This window comes from Salinibacterium sp. 10G20-15, from assembly GCF_057365065.1.
The window spans coordinates 547,644-565,904 of sequence record NZ_CP195118.1 but is presented as its reverse complement, the minus strand read 5'-3'; the positions used below and the strand labels follow the sequence as shown (position 1 = coordinate 565,904).

At 60.3% G+C, this 18,261-nt stretch carries 17 protein-coding genes; 13 read left to right on the top strand and 4 right to left on the bottom strand.

The window, feature by feature from the left end; genetic code table 11:
- Window positions 1–50 precede the first annotated feature (50 nt).
- The 12 genes from ACR3YK_RS02675 to ACR3YK_RS02620 all read left to right on the top strand — a co-directional run bounded on the left by ACR3YK_RS02675 (window position 51) and on the right by ACR3YK_RS02620 (window position 12,515).
- Window positions 51–1,328, top strand: coding sequence for an ABC transporter substrate-binding protein (locus ACR3YK_RS02675; RefSeq protein WP_486175701.1), 1,278 nt, complete (start codon window positions 51–53; stop codon window positions 1,326–1,328).
- 60 nt (window positions 1,329–1,388) lie between these two features.
- The gene (locus ACR3YK_RS02670) at window positions 1,389–2,264 is read left to right on the top strand and encodes a carbohydrate ABC transporter permease (protein WP_486175700.1); all 876 of its coding nucleotides are present in this window, start codon (window positions 1,389–1,391) and stop codon (window positions 2,262–2,264) included.
- Window positions 2,265–2,266: 2 nt separating this feature from the next.
- Window positions 2,267–3,169, top strand: coding sequence for a carbohydrate ABC transporter permease (locus ACR3YK_RS02665; protein WP_486175699.1), 903 nt, complete (start codon window positions 2,267–2,269; stop codon window positions 3,167–3,169).
- On the top strand, window positions 3,166–3,978 hold the full coding sequence (locus tag ACR3YK_RS02660) for an SDR family NAD(P)-dependent oxidoreductase (protein WP_486175698.1): 813 nt from the start codon (window positions 3,166–3,168) through the stop codon (window positions 3,976–3,978). The genes ACR3YK_RS02665 and ACR3YK_RS02660 overlap by 4 nt, the downstream gene beginning before the upstream one ends.
- Window positions 3,975–4,883 (top strand): dihydrodipicolinate synthase family protein, encoded by a 909-nt coding sequence (locus tag ACR3YK_RS02655; protein ID WP_486175697.1) that lies wholly within the window; start codon window positions 3,975–3,977, stop codon window positions 4,881–4,883. Before ACR3YK_RS02660 ends, ACR3YK_RS02655 begins: the two co-directional genes overlap by 4 nt.
- Window positions 4,883–6,079, top strand: coding sequence for a mandelate racemase/muconate lactonizing enzyme family protein (locus tag ACR3YK_RS02650; RefSeq protein ID WP_486175696.1), 1,197 nt, complete (start codon window positions 4,883–4,885; stop codon window positions 6,077–6,079). Before ACR3YK_RS02655 ends, ACR3YK_RS02650 begins: the two co-directional genes overlap by 1 nt.
- A complete protein-coding gene (locus tag ACR3YK_RS02645) occupies window positions 6,079–6,993 on the top strand; it encodes an SMP-30/gluconolactonase/LRE family protein (RefSeq protein WP_486175695.1) in 915 nt (304 codons plus the stop codon). The genes ACR3YK_RS02650 and ACR3YK_RS02645 overlap by 1 nt, the downstream gene beginning before the upstream one ends.
- A complete protein-coding gene (locus tag ACR3YK_RS02640) occupies window positions 6,990–8,447 on the top strand; it encodes an aldehyde dehydrogenase family protein (protein WP_486175694.1) in 1,458 nt (485 codons plus the stop codon). The genes ACR3YK_RS02645 and ACR3YK_RS02640 overlap by 4 nt, the downstream gene beginning before the upstream one ends.
- Complete coding sequence (locus tag ACR3YK_RS02635; RefSeq protein ID WP_486175693.1) at window positions 8,447–9,604, top strand: mandelate racemase/muconate lactonizing enzyme family protein; 1,158 nt, start codon at window positions 8,447–8,449, stop codon at window positions 9,602–9,604. The genes ACR3YK_RS02640 and ACR3YK_RS02635 overlap by 1 nt, the downstream gene beginning before the upstream one ends.
- A 64-nt stretch (window positions 9,605–9,668) precedes the next feature.
- On the top strand, window positions 9,669–10,484 hold the full coding sequence (locus ACR3YK_RS02630; protein ID WP_486175692.1) for an aldose epimerase family protein: 816 nt from the start codon (window positions 9,669–9,671) through the stop codon (window positions 10,482–10,484).
- On the top strand, window positions 10,474–11,271 hold the full coding sequence (locus ACR3YK_RS02625) for an NAD-dependent epimerase/dehydratase family protein (protein WP_486175691.1): 798 nt from the start codon (window positions 10,474–10,476) through the stop codon (window positions 11,269–11,271). Before ACR3YK_RS02630 ends, ACR3YK_RS02625 begins: the two co-directional genes overlap by 11 nt.
- A gap of 119 nt (window positions 11,272–11,390) precedes the next feature.
- Window positions 11,391–12,515 carry an RHS repeat-associated core domain-containing protein gene (locus ACR3YK_RS02620; RefSeq protein WP_486175690.1) on the top strand — a complete coding sequence of 375 codons (1,125 nt, stop codon included), beginning with the start codon at window positions 11,391–11,393 and terminating at the stop codon, window positions 12,513–12,515.
- A gap of 613 nt (window positions 12,516–13,128) precedes the next feature.
- Here the strand turns inward: ACR3YK_RS02620 and ACR3YK_RS02615 are convergent.
- Complete coding sequence (locus ACR3YK_RS02615; RefSeq protein ID WP_486175689.1) at window positions 13,129–13,899, bottom strand: MBL fold metallo-hydrolase; 771 nt, start codon at window positions 13,897–13,899, stop codon at window positions 13,129–13,131.
- A gap of 11 nt (window positions 13,900–13,910) precedes the next feature.
- On the opposite strand from ACR3YK_RS02615, the gene ACR3YK_RS02610 reads away from it, so the two are divergent.
- Window positions 13,911–15,863, top strand: a complete 1,953-nt coding sequence (locus ACR3YK_RS02610) for a thioredoxin domain-containing protein (RefSeq protein ID WP_486175688.1) — start codon at window positions 13,911–13,913, stop codon at window positions 15,861–15,863.
- Between the two features lie 25 nt (window positions 15,864–15,888).
- Here ACR3YK_RS02610 and ACR3YK_RS02605 read toward each other — a convergent pair whose 3' ends face one another.
- The 3 genes from ACR3YK_RS02605 to ACR3YK_RS02595 form a co-directional block, all read right to left on the bottom strand.
- Window positions 15,889–16,233, bottom strand: a complete 345-nt coding sequence (locus tag ACR3YK_RS02605; RefSeq protein ID WP_486175687.1) for an HNH endonuclease — start codon at window positions 16,231–16,233, stop codon at window positions 15,889–15,891.
- A 98-nt stretch (window positions 16,234–16,331) separates the two neighbouring features.
- Window positions 16,332–16,904, bottom strand: a complete 573-nt coding sequence (locus ACR3YK_RS02600; protein WP_486175686.1) for a CoA-binding protein — start codon at window positions 16,902–16,904, stop codon at window positions 16,332–16,334.
- 2 nt (window positions 16,905–16,906) lie between these two features.
- Window positions 16,907–18,226 (bottom strand): O-acetylhomoserine aminocarboxypropyltransferase/cysteine synthase family protein, encoded by a 1,320-nt coding sequence (locus ACR3YK_RS02595; RefSeq protein ID WP_486175685.1) that lies wholly within the window; start codon window positions 18,224–18,226, stop codon window positions 16,907–16,909.
- Window positions 18,227–18,261: the final 35 nt, after the last annotated feature.

The window sequence follows — 18,261 nt, the reverse complement described above, 5'->3', positions numbered from 1 at the left end:
ACCAGCACCACAACACATGTGATCGACGAAGATTAACGAAAGGTATATTCATGCGACACAGTCCTCGTAACAAAGGGTTGGCTCTCACTCTCGCCGGTGGGTTAACGCTGGCGGCGGCGCTCAGCGGGTGTGCGGCGGCGGACGAGTCTAGTGACGGACGAACTGTCCTCACGATCCAGGGGTGGAAGGGCGGGGGGTCACAGCCCGCCAACATGGAACAAATCAACGCTGCCTTTGAGGCCGCGCACCCCGACATTGACGTTCAGTTTGAGTTTGTTCCGGCAAACGATGCGTACCTTCAGAAGGTGCAGCCCGAGTTTCTCGCCGGCAACGCACCAGACATCGTGATGACTGACGTCACCAAGATTCCGGATTGGAGTCGAGCTGGCTACCTGATGGATCTTTCAGATCAGTCCTGGGTGGCCGATGTTGACCCCGCAGCGCTTCCCTCGATCGAAGTTGGCGGCACCGTGTACGCCCAGCCGATGGAGTCAATTGCTGAGGGCGTTTATGTCAATCTCGACCTTCTCGAGCAGGCAGGAATTTCGGAGCCTCCTACGTCTTGGCCACGGTTCCAGAAGGACCTCAAGACGCTCGAAGCTGCCGGGATTGATCCCATTGCGCTGCCGAACAAAGCAGGAGACACGGGGCAAATGTCGCTCAACGGCGTCGCATCTACGCTGATCTATCAGCAGAATAAGCAATGGGATGCTGACTTCCTCGACGGCGATGCAAGCTTTACCGAGTGGGGCGACGCCGTCGACCAGCTCATGTATCTGCAAGACGAGGGGTATGTCGATTACAAGGAGTCGCTCGGCGTCGACGAATGGTCACAAGGACTGACGGACTTCGCTTCCGGTAAGTACGCATTCTGGTTCCAAGGAGCCTGGAATCTCGATGCTGTTCAAGAGGCTGGGGCGACGAATATTGCCTTCATGCCGTGGCCGGCATCGGAGAACCCTGATGAATCCAGCGTAGGCATCATCTCAGGTACCTCGTGGTCGATCAATGCTGAGGCTAAGCAGCCTGATGCGGCAAAGACTTACTTGGACTTCTGGGCCGACCCCGAGAATGCTGCGCCCTATCTTGAGATCGAGCATGCCATCAGCCCTTGGGTTGGTGCCGCTAACCCAGACGACGAAGTCTCCGCGCTTGTTACTGAGGCGTACAACGATGGCCGTTACCACTTCTTGCCGCGTGAATCGTGGCTGAGCGCCGAAGGTAACAAGGCGATGAAGTCGAAAATTCAGGCATACATGCTTGGACAGTACTCAAATCAAAAAGAGTTCCTTGAGGATCTCGATAAGGCACTCCGCCCTTCCGAGTAGGAACCGTAGCCGCGCGGGGAAGGACAGAGTCCTTCCCCGCCCAACTGATTGGGATGCCCCTTGATTTCTCGACACCCCCGCAAGGCCGTGCTGTACCTCGCGCCGGTTCTGCTTGTGTACTTCGTCGTCATTATTTACCCGCTGATCAGTAGCGTTCAACTCAGCTTTATGGATAGCCCTGCGGGGAAAGCCGGAGACTTTGTGGGGTTTGCGAACTACGTCAAGATGTTCCAAGACCCTCAGGTGATGGACGCGTTGATCCGCACTCTGGCATACGCCGCTGTCGTTGTCGTGTTCCAGAACGGTATCGGCTTAGCTCTGGCACGGGCTCTCTACACTCGGCCACGTCAACAACGCGTGTATAGCGTGCTGTTGCTGTTGCCTATGTTGATTTCTCCACTGATGGCCGCTTTCATTTGGTCATCATTCTTTTCGCCCGATGGCGCTATCAACTCGGCGCTGCGCGCGGTGGGCCTCGATGCACTCACGCGTGTGTGGTTGGGAGATCCCAGCACCGCGCTGTGGGCTATCGCGGTCGTCAACGTGTGGATGTTCGCAGGCTTTTCGTGCGCCATCTTTTACGCAGGATATATGAACCTTCCCTCGGAGCTGCTTGACGCAGCTCGCGTCGATGGTGCGGGAGGGTGGCGCCGGTTCGGCTGGATCGAGTGGCCACTGCTGGCACCGTCCCTTACCGTCAACGTGACCTTGTCGATGATCGGCTCGCTTAAGGTCTTTGAGTATCCACTCGTCATGACCAACGGTGGACCTGCAGAATCTACAACCACACTGACGCTACTCATTTATCAAAAGATCTTCGGCGGCCAGGGCGACTTCTCGTACGGAGTCTCCATCGCAGTACTGCTACTCATCGTCATCATTGTGCTCACAAGCATCGTCAACGCCGTTATGCGGCGCCGCGAGGAAAGGATCTAACGATGGCTACTAAGGTCGACACTCCGGCTAGCTCAACGCTCGGGAATCCGAACCATCGCCAACCAACCACGCGGAAAGCCAAGCCCAAACGTTCTGTAGGCAAGGTAATTGCCGATGTCGTGCTCCTGTTGGCCGTGCTCGCAATTTTCGCGCCACTCTTGTTGACGGTCTTCGCTTCGCTCCGCACTCCAGCTGCTCTCGCGCAGAACCCGCTCGGGCTTCCGCTGCAGCCCACGCTCGACAACTTCGTCGCTGCATTCGGCAACATGAATTACTTGGTGAGTTTGGGAAACACTATTGTGATTCTGTTCTTCTCGGTCATTCTCATTGTGGGGCTCGGGGCGCTGGCGGCGTACCCGATAGCGCGAGTATCGCGCAAGTGGACCGCCGGGGTTTATCGCCTCTTCATTCTCGGAATGACTTTGCCGGTATTCGTCATCATCGGACCTCTCTATCTCCTGCAGCGAGATCTTCACCTGTTGGATACCCGCACCGGTGTGGTTCTGACCTACATGGGGTTGTTCCTCCCCGTCGCGATCTTCTTCTACACGAGCTTCCTGCGTCAGATTCCCTTGGAGATGGAAGAAGCCGCTGAGCTCGACGGCGCAGGGACTTTCCGTATTTTTTGGACCATCGTGTTTCCCCTGATGCGGCCGATCACGGCAACCCTCATGATCTACCTCGCCCTGCATGTGTGGAACGACCTCGTGGTGCCTCTCGTTTTCTTGAGCTCGGCAGAAAAACGGACAGTGATGGTGAATGCCTATGCCTTTATTGACCCCTACACGGTGGCGCCAACCGAGCTGTTTCCCGCCGCGATACTGGGCGTACTGCCACTCATTCTCGTATTCGCCTTCATGCAGCGACGGGTTGTTCAGGGACTGACGTTGGGTGCCGGTAAGTGATTCCACGGGTTGCGATCGTTACCGGGGCCGGCGGGGCTATCGGTAGCGCGACCGTCCGCGAACTCGTCGCTCTCGGACTCCACGTGGTCGCAGCCGACCTTCGCCTTCAGCACATGATCGAGGTGCTCAGTGATCTCGATTCAGCGTCGGTGACCATGCTGGAAGCGAACGTCACGCACGCGAAGGATCTCGATACGGTCGTGGGGCGAGCGCGCGAGAGCGGCGCGATTACAACTCTGGTCAACGCGGCAGGTCGCACCGATCGCGGCGCGTTGACGGAGATTTCTGACGACGACTGGGACGACACTTTCGATTTGTGTCTGCGTGCGGCCATGAGACTCACGAGGCGAGTGCTTCCCGATCTGGTTGCGAATGCACCAAGTGCGATCGTCAATATTGCGTCAATCCATCAGAAAGTGCTTGCTCCGAGGCTGCCGGCGTACTCTGCTGCGAAAGCGGGGCTCGTCGCTCTGACGCAACAGCTGGCCGTTGACTACGGCCGTCTCGGGGTACGCGCCAACGTTGTATCTCCTGGATTCATCGCCACGACCGCCGAGACCGACACGGCAAACAATGACCTGCTTTTGCGGGAGCTTGTGCGGGCAACACCGTCACCGCGTGGAGGGGTACCGACTGACGTGGCGAGCGCAATCGGATACCTGGTGGGAGCGAACGCCGGGTTCATTAACGGTGCCGAGCTCGTCATTGATGGTGGAGCTTCACTTGTGCACTCTCTCAGCTTGTCAAAAACGGAACTTGAATGGCGTGCGCCTGAACTGCGTGACGCCGCGGAAATGGATGAACAGTGATCACTTTCTCTGGGGTCGTGCCGGTGCTACCCACGCCGTTCTTGCCAAACGGGGACGTCGATCACGACTCGTTTCGCGCCGTGCTTCAGCACGTCTGCGCCGCTGGAGTTCGAGGCGTAATGTTTCCCGGCTTTGCCTCAGAGTTCTACAAGTTGAGTTATCCAGAGCGTCAGCAGTTGATCCACGAAGTGATCGATGGTGCAAGAAAGGCCGGAGTGTCCTCGATCATCGCTGTGCAAGCCCACTCCACACGAATCGCGATCGAGGAGGCGCGGGATTGTGTTCGACAGGGGGCTGCGGCGATCAACCTATTGCCTCCACAGTTCATGGCGCCGAGTGCTACGGCGATCATTGAGCACTGTTCGGCCATACTCGCTGCGATTCCCGAAACTCCGGTGATTCTTCAGTATGCGCCGACGGCGACCGCGCCGATATCGACAGAGGCTATCGTGGCGCTCGCTTCCCAACATCCAAATCTTGTCGCAGTAAAAGTCGAGTCTCGGCCGCCGTACGCACTGATCGACGCCTTGTCGAACGCAGAGAAAGCGGTGCCATGTTTCGCCGGTAGTGGCGGACTGTTCATGCTCGACTCGTTGCGGCTGGGTGCAGTCGGCGTGCAACCAGGTTCAGGCTTCGTAGAGATCTATCAAGGGATCTATGACGCGTGGACCGAGGGGCGCGAGTCGGAAGCGCGGGACATCTACCTGCGACTTCTGCACTATTTGGTCGGCTGGGCAAACGAGCAAGAGCGCATGGTTGCGATCGAGAAGACGATTGCACAACGGCGCGGGCTCATCGCCAACTCGCTCTGCCGAACACCCCATCGCGAGCTGACAGCTGTGGAGTTCGACAGTGTTGACAGGTTCATGCAGGAGTTTTCCGAGTTTTTTGAAGGGCAAGAGTAATGGTTCGAATCACAGAAGTTCGTGGCTATGTGGTGAAGGTCGACCAAAGCTATTTCAATGGCAATGACGGCATCGACATTCCCGGGCAACGAGGAGACTATGTGCGTCACAAGGAGTATCGGTCCTCGTACTCGACGAAGTCGGAAACTTTCCTCGTGCGCATTACAGCAGACGATGGCACCTACGGTTGGGGCGAAGCGCAAGCCCCTTTAGTGCCAGAGGTAGCGTCGGAGATTGTTAAGCGCCTCTTGGGGCCCTTTCTGCTCGATAGGGATCCCTTTGATTCCAACGCAATTTGGCTCGACAACTATGACGCGATGCGAGAGCGCGGTCACTTCAACGGCTACCACCTTGATGCGGTTGCGGCATGCGACATTGCGCTGTGGGATCTCAAAGGAAAGCTCTCGGATCAATCGATCACCAACATGCTGGGCGGGAAGTACCGAGAGCAGGTTCCGTGCTACGTATCAGGGCTGTCAGCTCACGACGATGTAAGCCGGGCGGAGCGTGCAAAGAAATGGGCGGATGAAGGCTTCACCAATTTCAAACTTCCGCTCGGCGGTGGTGTCGACGCCGACATCCGCTCCTTTGCCGCCGTTCGCGACGCACTTGGTGCTGAAGCGACAATCAATATTGATGCACACTGGCGGTACACCGTGCCCGAAGCGATCACTCTTGGCCACGCTCTGGAGGCCTACGATCTTGGTTTCTTCGAAGCTCCGGTGGCGCCAGAAGACAGCCTCGGGCAAGCCGAGGTCACCCAGGCTCTATCAGCAGCGGTGGCAATTGGAGAAGAACTGCGCACTCGCTACGACTTCCGAGACCGCCTCGTCAAACGTTCTGCCGACGTTCTGCAGCCCGACGTCGGTCGGATGGGGATCACTGAAGCCGCGGGGGTCACCGCTCTCGCTGAAGCATTCCATGTACCCGTAGCACTCCATTTGGGCGTCGGATTAGGAATCTACATTGCTGCTGGCATCCAAGTGGCGGCGGCCACTCGAAATCTCTTGACAATGGAATATCAACCGGGACAGTTCATCATGGGCAACAGACTGTTGGTTGAGCCTGTGGAATGCGCGGGTGGGTTCTATTCGATACCGGAGGGCCCCGGCCTCGGCGTCGACGTCGATATCGACGTTGTCAGCACTTTCGCCACAGACTCTTTCGTTCTCACCGAGGCAGATTTCGCTGCGTAATGGAAAGAGACAGGCCCGCGGCAACGTTACCGGCAACCCGCGAATGGGAGTCGATTGGTCCCTGCGCCGAGTTCGGTGAAGGTCCCGTGTGGGACCCCAGCCGCGGAGTGCTCTGGTGGGTGGATATTCCGGCTGGCGCAGTGCATGCGACGGACCCGGTGCGCGACACTACACAGACCCTTCAGCTCGAGGCGCCCGTTTCAGCGGTCTGGCCCGCAGCGGATGGAAGAATCGTCGTGGCCACGGGCCTCCGGATTCTTCTGGTGGACCCGCACACGAAGCAATCCGACATCCTCGCTCAGGTCAGCGCGCCCGAGTCAATGCGTCTTAACGACGGCGGGGTGTCGCCGACGGGAGATTTATGGGTCGGAACGATGACCGTTCCCCCCAGCGAGAGCGCCCCCGGCAGTTTCTGGCGCATCACCGCCGGCGGAACCGCCGACCTCATGATCGATGGTGTTGCGCTGGCGAATGGAATCGCGTGGAGCCCAGCAGGTGACCTCCTGTACGTTGCAGACACCTTGGCCGGCACAATCGATTGCTACCCGGTGACGGAAAGTGGGCTCGGTGAACGGCGCAGTTTTGTTCAGATTGATGCACGGGATGGTGCGCCTGACGGGATCACGACCGATGTCGAGGGTGCTGTGTGGGTGGCGCTCGCTCGCGGGGGAGCGCTAAGGCGCTACCTCCCCAACGGAGCGCTCGACAGAATCATCGCTGTACCGACTCAGTCCCCGACCAGTTGCGTGTTCGGCGGTGCGACTTTGCAAACACTATTTGTCACAACCGCAGGGGCCCCCCACGATCAATCGGCGCAGGCAGGCCACGTCTTGTCGCTCGACGTCGGTGTTTCGGGGCTAGCGCCGAAAGAACTGCGGCTCGACCGTAGCTCAAGCGAGTATCCATCACAATGAATGAGGGCACAATGCATAAGTTTTATGTCGGCGGCGAACTCGTCGCAGGAACACAAACACACGACGTTATCTCTCCAGCAACCGGCCTGACAGTGGCGACCTTGGCATGGGCTACCGCGGACGATGCTCGCGCGGCGCTCGCCAGCGCGCAGGCTTCGGCGTCAGCGTGGGGGCAGATGCCCACCACGGAACGGGTCGAATGGATGAACCGCTTGCGCGATGCGGTCATCAGTGCGGAACAGGAGCTGCGCGAGGCGGTGTGTGCGGAGTCAGGCAAAACGTGGGAGAACACCGCCGATGACTATCAGCTGCTGATAGATGCTCTTGCGTTCTATGCGGATGCTGTGCAGTCGATGCAGCCTCTGCAGTTGCCCGACGTGGCCGGTACCCACCAGCACGAGATGGTTCGAGAACCGATTGGCGTGGTCGTCGCTTTTGTCGCGTGGAATTTTCCACTGCTCAATATTGCCTACAAACTGGGGCCGGCAATGGCGGCCGGGTGCCCCATCGTGATCAAACCATCCGCTAAAACGCCCCTGTCTGCATACATTCTCGGAAGGTTGTGTGCAGAAGTGGGGCTCCCATCCGGGGTCGTCAATATTATTAGCGGTGACGACGCCGTCGTAGGAGATGCGTTATCGGCCAGCACGATTCCGGCGCTCATCACGCTGATCGGATCGAACGAGACCGCCCAGCATGTTATGCGGGTTGGATCGACATCGATCAAGCGCTACTCGCTCGAACTTGGCGGCAATGCTCCAGCGATTGTGTTCGCCGATGCGGATCTCGATACCGCAGCTCAGGTCATTAGCTCCCTTAAATTTGCGAACGCCGGTCAGATCTGTGTGGCACCCAACCGCGTTTTCGTACACGAAACAGTCGCACACCAGCTGATCGATCGTCTGGTCGCGCGCGCCGCAGCGGTCAGAGTAGGAACAGGGAAGCCCGGCGAAGTTGATATGGGGCCGCTGATCGATACGGCCGCGGCTAGCCGTGTGGCAACGCTTGTTCGCGAAGCAGAAGCGGCCGGGGCGGTGGTTGTCAGTGGCGGGAGCGTGCCGGCGGGTGCCGCTACCGAAGCGTTTCTTGAACCGACGGTGGTCGTCGGCGTGGACGCGAATATGCGTATTTCTACTGAAGAAATATTTGGGCCAGTCATTGCCATCCGGGTTTTCAGCGACAATGACGATCCAGTGGCTTGGGCCAACGAGACCGATGCTGGACTGAGCTCATTCGTATTTACCGCCGATCCTGCTCGCGCGGCGAACGTTGCGCAGCAGCTTCGCTTCGGCGAAGTGCATATCAATGGGGTTAAGTATGCAATTGAGCTGCCTCATGGCGGAATCAAGCAATCAGGCGTTGGTCATGATTGTTCGGTGTTGGCGCTTGATGACTATCTCGTTTACAAACGAGTTACTCGTCCGGTAGCGAGTGAAGAGTTGAGGGCCGTCTAGTGCGCATTACACAAGTCATCAGTCATGTACTTCAGTACGACCTCGACAATGAGCTTGGGTACTCGCAACAGTATTACGCGAAGCGCAGCGCTCACATAGTGGAGATTCAGACCGATGAGGGCATCACGGGCTGGGGCGAATGTTTCGGGCCCGGAAATGTGGCTTTAGCCAACAAGGTCATCGTGGAGCGGGTGATTCAGCCGATGATCGTGGGTGAGGATCCGCTCGACCGCGAGGTGCTGTGGCATCGGGTCTATAACCTGTTGCGCGATCACGGCCAGAAGGGTATGCCGATTCAGGCGCTTTCCGGCGTTGACATTGCTCTGTGGGATTTGTTCGGGAAGGCCACTGAGCAGCCACTCTACAAATTACTCGGCGGAGCTTTTCGAGAGCAGATCCCCGTTTATGGCTACGGCATGATGCTGACTCGAGGTGATGGCCTTGCTGAAAGGATGGCAGACGAAGCGGCCGAGATTAGGGCTTCGGGCTACGCAGCCACCAAAATGAAGATCGGCATGGGTGTGCGCAAAGACATCGCTCTGGTCGCTGCCGTTCGAGATGCTGTGGGTGCGGACTTTCCGTTGATGGTCGATGCGAACCACTGTTATGACGTCAATGATGCAATGACGGTCGGTCGGGAGCTTTCGGCGATGGGGGTGGAATGGTTCGAAGAGCCGGTGGCTCCAGAGGATCGCGAGGGCTACCGACGACTTCGCGACACGCTCGACGTCAACATTGCGGGAGGCGAAGCGGAATTCACCCGCTGGGGCTGGCGCGATCTATTGGATGCGCAGTGCGTTGACATTGCCCAGCCGGAAGTGTGTGCACTCGGGGGGATCACTGAGTATCTGAAAGTGCGGGCGCTGGCCCATTCGCGCTTTGTGCCGGTCGTCAACCATGTTTGGGGTTCGGCGGTAGCGATTGCGACAAATATACATTTGCTGTTGACGATGCCCGACCTCCCTGGGGCGATGTTCCCCAAACAGCCGTTGCTTGAGTTCGATACCACACCGAATCGCTTTCGCGACGATCTTGCGCTCAATCGCCTTGACGTTCAGGAGACGGTGAGGGCAACTGGTTTTGTTTCTGCGCCCACAGGATTCGGCATTGGAGTCGACGTCGATCGGGGCTTTCTGAGCCACTACGAGGTGAGCTAACTCCACGATGGTTCAGCGTGAGAAGTGGCATGGGCAGTCTGCAGTGCGGCTGGAATCTGATCGTGTGTCGGTGGTCGTTCTTCCTGAGCGCGGCGCGAAGATCGCATCCTTGATGAATGCCCACGGCTACGAGTGGTTGGCGCAGCCAGCATCCGGCGCTCTCGTGGCTGCACGTCGAGGTGATGTTTTTCCGGATGCCGAAATGTGTGGTTGGGACGAAATGTTTCCGACGCTCAAGTCAGAGGGACTACCGGATCATGGGGAAGTGTGGGCGGAGCCGTGGGCGGTGCTCCGCGTAGATTCTCAGTCGATTGAAACAGAGTTTCGTGGAGTTAGTCGGCCCTATCTGCTCCGGCGTCGCCTTGAGCTCACCGACGCTGGGATCGTTCTGCGTTACTCTGCCACGGCGACGGCCAGTACCACTGCCGTGATGTGGGTAGCGCATCCGCAGTTCATCGCACCAGCAGGAACACAATTGGTGTTGCCTGAGGGGCCGGCTTTCGTCAGCCCGTCCGTAGATGGCACAAATGGAACACAACTAGACTCTCTCGTCGATCCGTTCGCCACTCTCGCGCGTGGTGAAGCGAGAAAGCTGTGGTTTCGTTCCGAATCTCAGCCGAGCATCATCGGTCTTCGCAACGCTCACGGCGATGGCCTGACCCTTCGTTGGAACAACGCGGAAGTGCCCTACTCAAGTGTGTGGCTCGATAACGCCTGCAAGTCTCGTGAACCCGTGGTTGCTATTGAACCGGCAACCGGATTTGGCGCCGATCTCATTACGGCTGCTGCTTCGGGGCGGGCGATGGAGCTGACGAGTACTGAGTGGCGGCACTGGTCAATCAGCGTGGACTTCAGTTACGGGGGCTCCAATGAGTCGTAGCGACCTGCCATTGTTGGCGATTACAGGGGGGCTGGGGCGTGTCGCTCGAGTGCTTGCGCCGCTGAGCGAAAGCTGGCGGGTTCGCGCGATCGATCGAGTAGCTCCGGCATCGGGTGTCGAGCCCGGGTGGGATGAACTCGCGATTGGTGAGCTCTCTGACCTTTCTTTTGTGGAAACAGCACTCGCGGGGGTAAACGCGGTGCTGCACCTCGCAGCCAACGCCAGCCCGACATCCCCCTGGGAGGTTGCCTCAACAAACGTGACGCTGACCGACACCGTCCTTGAGGTCGCGGCGCGCGCAGGAGTTTCGAGGGTAGTTGTGGCGAGTTCAGTTCATGCCAGCGGGGGAGCGCACCGTGCTGGTGAACGAGCCATCGCCACTGATGGAGCTGCGTGGCCGTGTTGTGCGTATGGTGCCAGCAAGGTCGCTACTGAGGCGCTCGCTCGAGTGTTCGCTGATGCGACAGGAATACCAACTGCGTGTCTCCGATTCGGGCTCACCGGTTGGGAGCTGTCAGCGAAAGAGCACGCGGCAAGCTGGCTTGGTGACCGCGATGCTGTCGCCCTCGTTGGTGAGGTTCTCGCGTCGCGCCAGTCTTTCGGTATCTACAATGTGGTTTCTCGCTATGCGTCACAGTTTTGGAGTGTCGAGAATGCGCGCACCGAGCTAGGGTGGACTCCTCGTCAGGAGCTGCCCTGCGACATCAGCGATCTACCTTTCGCGACCTGGGCACCGTGTCGTCTCTTCGCTCTGGATGAGTCGGTCGCTACGGCAAGCATCGAATAACGCAGTCTCTGCTTTCCGCGGCGAGCTGTGTAAAATGTGCGGCCTCGAGGCCGACTAGGTTCTCAACAAACCTGAGTGCGGCAACGCTGACGTATGACGCGCATGGCAACACGACCAGGTTGGCTGATCAGCAACTGTTCTATGACGCCGCGGATCGGCATGTGAAGACGGTGTTGGATGACGGCACCGAGATCAAGTATGTGCGGGATGCGACGGGGCGGATTGTTCAGCGCAGTTCCCAAGCGCCGGGCGCGGATGCGGAGGTTATCCGTTACACGTTCAGCGCTGGTGGCATGTTCGGTGTGTTGGATGGCGCTGGTGCGTTGATCGAGGAGACTCTGTCGTTGCCGGGCGGAGTGAGTGTGTCACTACCCGTAGGGGCGGATGCAAAGTGGTCGTACCCGAACCTGCACGGTGACTCGATCATCCTCACCGACCATGTTGGTGCTCGGGTTGGTGCGCGGGCCGCTTTTGATCCGTTCGGGCAACCGATCGACCCGGTCACCGGCGACATCGGCACAGAGGTTGCGGACGACGCGGTCACGGACACCTCGCCGGGAGATGCAGACTATGCGTTCGTAGGTCAGCACCGAAAACTGTATGAACACCAAGGGTCGATCGCGACGATCGAGATGGGTGCCAGGCAGTATGTTGCCGGGCTGGGCAGGTTCTTAGAGGTAGACCCTGTTGAGGGTGGGGTGACGAATGCTTATGACTATCCGGCTGACCCGATCAACAAACTCGACCTGAGCGGGCGTTGTTCTTGGGATGCAGATTGCGGTGGCTCTGAGGAGGACTTTGCGCAGACTTGTGGGAGTTGGACGGGGTATCGGGCCTGCGAACCTCACGATCCCACGACCGAAGAAGAATGGGGTTATGCACTGAACGCAGCGACGGTGCTGGCTATTGCAATTCCCGGTGTTGCTCTTGTGGGGGCAACGAGAGCAACGGTTAGCGGAGCTATCAGAGCGGCTAGAGTCTCGCCGAGCGTAGGCGCGGCAGCAATGCGCTCGAAAGTTATCGGCGCAGACAGCCGGTTAGTGGGAAATTATTCGTTCGGTACCGTGGGAACCCCCGCGAAGCCGGGTGGGCTCTTGAACAGGCAGGGCAACGCGATAAAGATAGGCTGGAGCGCGCATCGAGGGCGAGCAGTCTTTAGGATTTCATCGAAATATATCAAATCCTCGCCTGGAGTGCGCATGGGCCACATCGACATTTTGAGAAGGGGACCCAGACTATGGTGAGTGTCTCCTACGAACTAGCCCGCAAGATCGCTACCGAGGTAGTGAGTAGAGTGAATGCGCGCTTCCCAGAGGTTCGCGTGGATGTTCACGGACCTACTGAGCTGGCACATGGAGTATTCGTTGTGATCAGCCCTGTGGACCCGCGCGCCGTCGATGCGGAAGTTTTCGTAGCCTACGATGGTACGTATTTGCTGAATGCCGGTCCCAGCTTTTGCATTGAAAGTGACGACTTTAGCGGAAACTTAGCAGATGTGGCGGGCCAGATCTTCGCTCAACTGGAAGCGTTCGGAACAGCAGGGATGGTTGAGGTCAGGCGCCTCAAGTGGCTGGGCCCTATTTCGCCTACTTGGATCGGTAGACCCGGTATTGACGATTACATCGACGAGGCACTACTGTCGCGATCCGCAACAGTAGTTCGGTCTTGGCGCCCCTGGATCTAGTCGAGGGCGGACAGCGGACTCGTGGGTGGAGGATCTTGGGCGGTTTGCTTTTTTCGAGACGCTGACTTGAATGCCTTTAGGGAAGCCTCACAAGACTGAGCACGACGTCGCTCCCTGTTCTGCAGGTTTCCCGCGCCCCGATTGTGGGCGCGGGGTATCGGTATCTGAAAGTGTTACGCGCCCGCAGCCGAGCGCCCAACCTCCACAGCAACCCCCGGCGGCGTCTCCACGAGCAACCCTGTCCCCGCGAACGCAGCTTTGAGGTCGGCACGGGTTTCGGTGAAGTGTTCCCAGCCTTCGGTGTGGAGGCCGACCACATGGTGAACGCCCAAGATGCGGGCGGCTTCTGCGGCATCCGCTGACGTCAAAGTGAGAGGGCCGTTGACGGCGGAGATGCGGGCAGCACCCGCGAACAGCACGGCGATGCTGATGTCGGGGTAGCGGTCGGCGATTTGCTGCACGAGCGGCAGGGAGGCGTTGTCGCCGCTGACGTAGATGGTGGGTTCGCCCCCGGCCTGCAGCACGAAACCGGTGACCGGGCCGACGCGGGCCTCAGAACCGGGAGGACCATGCAGGGCCGGCACTGCGGTGACGGTCACAGCACCGACTTCGCGGGATTCCCACGAGTCGAGACCGACAACACCGCCGCCGAAGAGGTCAGAGCCCGCCTTCATGGTGCTGATTGTCAGCACGCCGGTGGCGAGAAGTTCGAGTCCCTCGTAGTCGAGGTTGTCTTGGTGTTCGTGATGCGACAGCAACACCAGATCGACAGTGCCAACATCCGCTCGGCTCAGCGCCGGACCCGCCGTCTTCGTGAGCGGCACACCGCCCTCGTCGGGGTAAAGCTGCGGGGCATCGAATGTGGGATCAGTTACGATGCGCAATCCCGCATATTCGAGCAACGCGGTGGGGCCGCCAATGTAGGTCACGGTCAACTTCGACATACTCTGAGACTATGCCCAATCGTCTGGAATCTGCTGCGAGCCCGTACCTGAGATCACACGCCACCAATCCGGTGGACTGGTGGGAGTGGTCTGCCGAAGCTTTTGCCGAAGCGGAGCGCCGCGATGTACCTGTGCTCGTCTCCATCGGCTACTCCACCTGCCACTGGTGTCACGTGATGGCGCGGGAATCCTTCAGCGACCCCGTGTTGGCCGCCTACCTCAACGAGAACTTCGTGGCGATTAAAGTCGACCGCGAAGAGCACGCCGAAGTGGACTCCACCTATATGGCGGCGGCATCCGCCTTCACTCCCAATCTGGGCTGGCCGCTCAACGTGTTCGTCACGCCCGCGGGGCGAGCCTTCTTTGCCGGCACGTACTGGCCGCCGACCGCGGTGGGGCAGCATCCGGCATTCCGGCAAGTGCTTGAATCAGTGACGGAGGCGTGGACCGCGCGGCGTGAGCAAGTGGAGACCAGCGGGGCTGCGATTGCCCAGGCGCTTGCCCAGAGTCGTGCCGTCGAGAGTGAGCTCGTCGCCGACTTCGCGCCCGTAATCGATGCGCTCGCTGCCGCCGAAGATCTTGACCATGGCGGATTCGGCGACGCCCCCAAATTTCCGGTTACGCCGGTGCTGCGGTTCCTTCTCGATCGCGGCGCCCGCTCCGCCGAACACTCGCCCGAGGCATCCGGGCTCGCTGACCGCACGCTCACGGCGATGGCGGCATCCGCCCTGCGCGACCCGGTAGATGGCGGCTTCTTTCGCTACTCCACCCAAGCCGACTGGACCGACCCGCACTACGAACGCATGCTCTACGACAACGCCCAACTGCTCGCCGCCTACGCGCTCGCCGACTCGGCAGAGATCGCCACGGGCGTCGCCGAGTTCTTGCGCGACAAACTGCTGCTGCCCTCGGGAGCATTCGCATCAGGTCTCGACTCGGAAAGCACCGTCGACGGCAAACGAGTCGAAGGCTTCTACTATTCGCTGGATGCCGAGAGCCGCGCCCGCGTTGAAGCCCCGCCCCGCGACGACAAGATCCTCACCGGCTGGAACGGTCTCGCCATCGAAGCCCTTGCTCTCGCCGGCGCTCGTTATGGCAACGCCGAGTGGATCGCGCTGGCTCGCGGTGCCGCTGACTTTCTGCTGGCTGAGCACGTGGGTGTTGGCGGTGCGGGTTCGGACGCAGCGGTTGGGCGGCTCGTGCGCACCTCGATCGACGGCATCCTCTCCGAGGCGGCAGCAACCCTCGAAGACAGCGGGATGCTCGCTCAAGGCCTGCTCGAACTCTCGATCGCTACCGGCGAGGTCCGCTACGCGCTCGCCGCCCGTGACCTCGTCGACGGGGCGCTCGCAGCCGGAGCCGCGGGCTCGGGAAGCTCACCCTTCGGCCTCCCCGGCGGCAGCGATTCTGTGCTCGCCGCGCAGGGCCTCTCTACCGAGGCTGACATCAGTGACGGAGCCCACCCGAGCGGCCTCAGCGCCATGGCCGCCGCCGCTCACACCCTTTTCGCTCTCACCGGCGATGCCCAGTACCGGGATGCCGCCGAGGCGTCCATGAAGCTGGTCGGCCAACTCGCAGCCCAGCAACCGATCTCGTTCGGAACCGCCCTCACCCTCATGTCGGAGCTCGGTGCGCCGCTTCGCCAGCTCGTCGTCGTGACGGCGGATGGGGCGAACGCTGTTGTCCCCGACGCTGCAGCCGGTGCGGCTGGCGGCACCTCCGACGGAAGCGTCGCAACGGGCGGCGAGCTCACGAGTCTGGCCCGCACGTTGCACCGCGCTGGAGGCATTGGTGTTGCGGTCTCGCAGGCTCAGGCGGACGCTTTCGCGGCATCCGGTTTCGAGCTGTTTGCTGCCCGCACCGCGACCGGCGGCGAACCGACGGCGTATCTGTGTGAAGAGTTTGTGTGCCGCTTGCCGCTCACCGATGCGCCTGCGCTGCGAGCATTGCTGGGCGCGAACTAACGGTCGACAACGTCACGCGGGCGAGCTACAGAATTCCGAGCGCCTGCCGCACGTGCACGTATTGGGTGAGGAAGGCGCGCTCGTCGAGGCGTTTGCGGCGCATCCAGGAGGTCACTTCGCTGTTGCTTTTGCTCGCGTTGCAGGAGCCGCAGGCGGGCACAACATTGCCGACGGTATAGCTGCCGCCGCGCGAGATGGGCTGCACGCAATCTTTCTGAAGCGCAGCGTCGGTGGCGGTGCAATATGCGCAGCCGCCCCACTCGCGCTTGAGCTCTTCCCACTGCTCAGCGGTGAGGTTGTTGTCGGCGGCGTCAACCCGACGTTTGCGGCGTCGTGCCGCGCGAGCGCGTCGAGTCTGAGCCACAGCCATACCGCTAAGTTACTGCACCGCTGGCATACTGCCGCAGAGATTGGCGCGCGCCACGCAACGAACGCAACGACGGCGCGCAGGCCCCGCACCTACCGCGCCTAGCGCCCCGCGCGACGCGACGAGATAACCCCGGTGTCGAAGCCCATGAGGTTGAGCCCGCCGTTGAAGCGGGCGTGCTCCACCTTGAGGCAGCGGTCCATGACCACCGTGAGCCCTTGCGATTCGCCGTAGACGGCGGCTTCTTCGTTCCAGATGCCGAGCTGCACCCACACAGCCTTCGCCCCGATGGCGAGCACATCGTCGATCACGCTGGGGATGTCGCTGGCTTTGCGAAAGACATCCACAATGTCGGGCACTTCGGGCAACGATGCCAGATCGGGATACGCCTTTTCGCCGAGGATCGTGTCGGCGTTGGGGTTCACGAAGTACACGCGGTAGTTCGTCGACTGCAACAGATAGGTGCCCACGAAATAGCTCGAACGCGAGGGATTGGGGGAGGCCCCTACGATCGCGATCGACTTCGCACCGCGCAGGATGGCGGCACGCTTTTTGGCATCCGGCCCCACCCAGGTTCGCTGCGACTTGAGCAGTTTGGCGAGCGGCGAGCTCGCGGGCAGGTCGCACGTGAGCCCATTGCTGAGCTGGGTGGTCTGCAGTTCTTCGGTCGACATCTTTAGCCCTTCATCGCTGCGGTTAGCGCCTGATCGAGGTCGGCGATGATGTCTTCGGGATCTTCAATTCCCACGCTGATGCGCACGACACCGGGCAGTACGCCGGCATCGGTGAGCTGCTGCTCGGTGAGCTGCGCGTGCGTCGTCGACGCGGGATGAATCACGAGCGTTTTCGCATCACCAATGTTGGCGAGGTGGCTGGCTAGCTCAACGCTTTCGATGAACTTTTGGCCGACAGCGCGGCTGCTCTGGGTTGCCGATCCGCGCACCTCAAACGAGAACACCGAGCCAGCGCCCTTCGGCAGGTACTTCTGCGCGCGGTCGAAATGTGGATGCCCCGGCAGTCCCGCCCAGTACACGGTCTCGACCCGTGAATCGGCTTCGAGCCACTCGGCAACGGTGCGCGCGTTGTCGACGTGGGCTTGCATCCGAAAGGGAAGAGTTTCGACGCCGGTCGCGAGTAGCCAGGCCGAGTGCGGCGACAGGGCGGGCCCGATGTCGCGTAGCTGCTCTGCGCGCAAGCGAGTGAGGAAGGCGTATTCACCAAAGTTGCCGCTCCAGTTGAGACCGCCATAGCTGGGCACCGGCTCATCGAAGAGGGGGAAACGGTCGGTGGCCCAGTCGAAGCGACCGCTCTCCACCACCACGCCGCCGAGGGTTGTGCCCGCGCCGCCCAAGAACTTTGTGGCCGAGTGCGTGACGACATCGGCGCCCCACTCAATCGGGCGGTTCAGGTACGGCGTCGCGACCGTTGAGTCGATGATGAGCGGCAGATTGTGAGCATGAGCGACCTCCGCCAAACCCTCAATGTCGGCAATCTCGCCCGACGGGTTCGCAATGGTCTCCGCAAAAATCAGCTTGGTCTTGTCAGTGATGGCCGCTGCATAGTCTTCGGGGTCGGCGGAGCGCACGAACGTTGTCTCCACCCCAAAACGACGCAGCGTGACATCCAACTGCGTGATGGAACCGCCATAGAGATTGGCGCTCGACACAATGTGATCGCCGGCACCAGCGAGCGACGCGAAGGTGATGAACTGCGCGCTCAGCCCACTACCGGTGGCAACGGCACCGAGTCCGCCCTCGAGCGACGCAACTCGTTCCTCGAAACTTGCGACCGTCGGGTTAGCAAGCCGGGAATAGATGTTGCCGTACTTCTGCAGCGCGAAGCGGGCGGCGGCATCCGCGGTGTCATCAAAGACGTACGCGCTCGTCTGGTAAATCGGCAGGGCGCGAGAGCCCGCAGTCGCATCGGGGATGTTGCCCGCGTGAATTGCGCGCGTGCGAAAACCATAGTTGCGGTCGGAACCACTCTGATCAGCCATAGCCACAGGCTACCCAAGCGGATGCCGCCTCAGGA

Bases quoted from the DNA above. Each gene is read 5' to 3' on its own strand.
- ACR3YK_RS02665 (WP_486175699.1), top strand. From the start codon at position 2,267: ATGGCTACTAAGGTCGACACTCCGGCTAGCTCAACGCTCGGGAATCCG.
- ACR3YK_RS02625 (WP_486175691.1), top strand. From the start codon at position 10,474: ATGAGTCGTAGCGACCTGCCATTGTTGGCGATTACAGGGGGGCTGGGG.
- ACR3YK_RS02610 (WP_486175688.1), top strand. From the start codon at position 13,911: ATGCCCAATCGTCTGGAATCTGCTGCGAGCCCGTACCTGAGATCACAC.
- ACR3YK_RS02675 (WP_486175701.1), top strand. From the start codon at position 51: ATGCGACACAGTCCTCGTAACAAAGGGTTGGCTCTCACTCTCGCCGGT.
- ACR3YK_RS02595 (WP_486175685.1), bottom strand. From the start codon at position 18,226: ATGGCTGATCAGAGTGGTTCCGACCGCAACTATGGTTTTCGCACGCGC.
- ACR3YK_RS02640 (WP_486175694.1), top strand. From the start codon at position 6,990: ATGAATGAGGGCACAATGCATAAGTTTTATGTCGGCGGCGAACTCGTC.
- ACR3YK_RS02615 (WP_486175689.1), bottom strand. From the start codon at position 13,899: ATGTCGAAGTTGACCGTGACCTACATTGGCGGCCCCACCGCGTTGCTC.
- ACR3YK_RS02650 (WP_486175696.1), top strand. From the start codon at position 4,883: ATGGTTCGAATCACAGAAGTTCGTGGCTATGTGGTGAAGGTCGACCAA.
- ACR3YK_RS02605 (WP_486175687.1), bottom strand. From the start codon at position 16,233: ATGGCTGTGGCTCAGACTCGACGCGCTCGCGCGGCACGACGCCGCAAA.
- ACR3YK_RS02645 (WP_486175695.1), top strand. From the start codon at position 6,079: ATGGAAAGAGACAGGCCCGCGGCAACGTTACCGGCAACCCGCGAATGG.
- ACR3YK_RS02600 (WP_486175686.1), bottom strand. From the start codon at position 16,904: ATGTCGACCGAAGAACTGCAGACCACCCAGCTCAGCAATGGGCTCACG.